This is a genomic window from Streptomyces huiliensis (genome assembly GCF_020037025.1).
In the GTDB taxonomy this organism is placed as follows: domain Bacteria; phylum Actinomycetota; class Actinomycetes; order Streptomycetales; family Streptomycetaceae; genus Streptomyces; species Streptomyces huiliensis.
Window position 1 is genome coordinate 1 of sequence record NZ_JAIQLH010000580.1, and the last position, 330, is coordinate 330.

The 330-nt window shown below is 70.6% G+C and carries 1 protein-coding gene; it reads left to right on the forward strand.

Translation table 11 applies throughout. The features are described from left to right. Positions 1-330, forward strand: a 330-nt coding sequence (locus JNW98_RS35955; RefSeq protein ID WP_223772432.1) for a condensation domain-containing protein, incomplete at both ends; no start/stop codon positions are given.

The following is a 330-nucleotide window of genomic DNA, read 5'->3' on the forward strand; positions in this document are numbered from 1 at the left end:
CACCCGCTGTTCCAGGTGATGCTCGGCTACCAGAACAACGACGGCCGCGCCGGCCGCCTCCTGGGCCTGGAGAGCCGCATCCTCCCCTTCGAGCTCGGCGCCGCCAAGTTCGAACTCGACTTCAACTTCGAGGAGACGCCCACCGCCGAGGAGATCGACATCGCCTTCGAGTACGCGGTCGACCTCTACGACCGCGCCACCGCCGAGGCCCTCGTCGAACGCCTCCTGTCCCTCCTCACCCAGATCGCCGAGGACCCGCACCGCCGCCTCGGCACCCTGGACGTGCTGACCGGGCGCGAGCGCGGTCTCGTGCTGGGGGAGTGGGCGGCG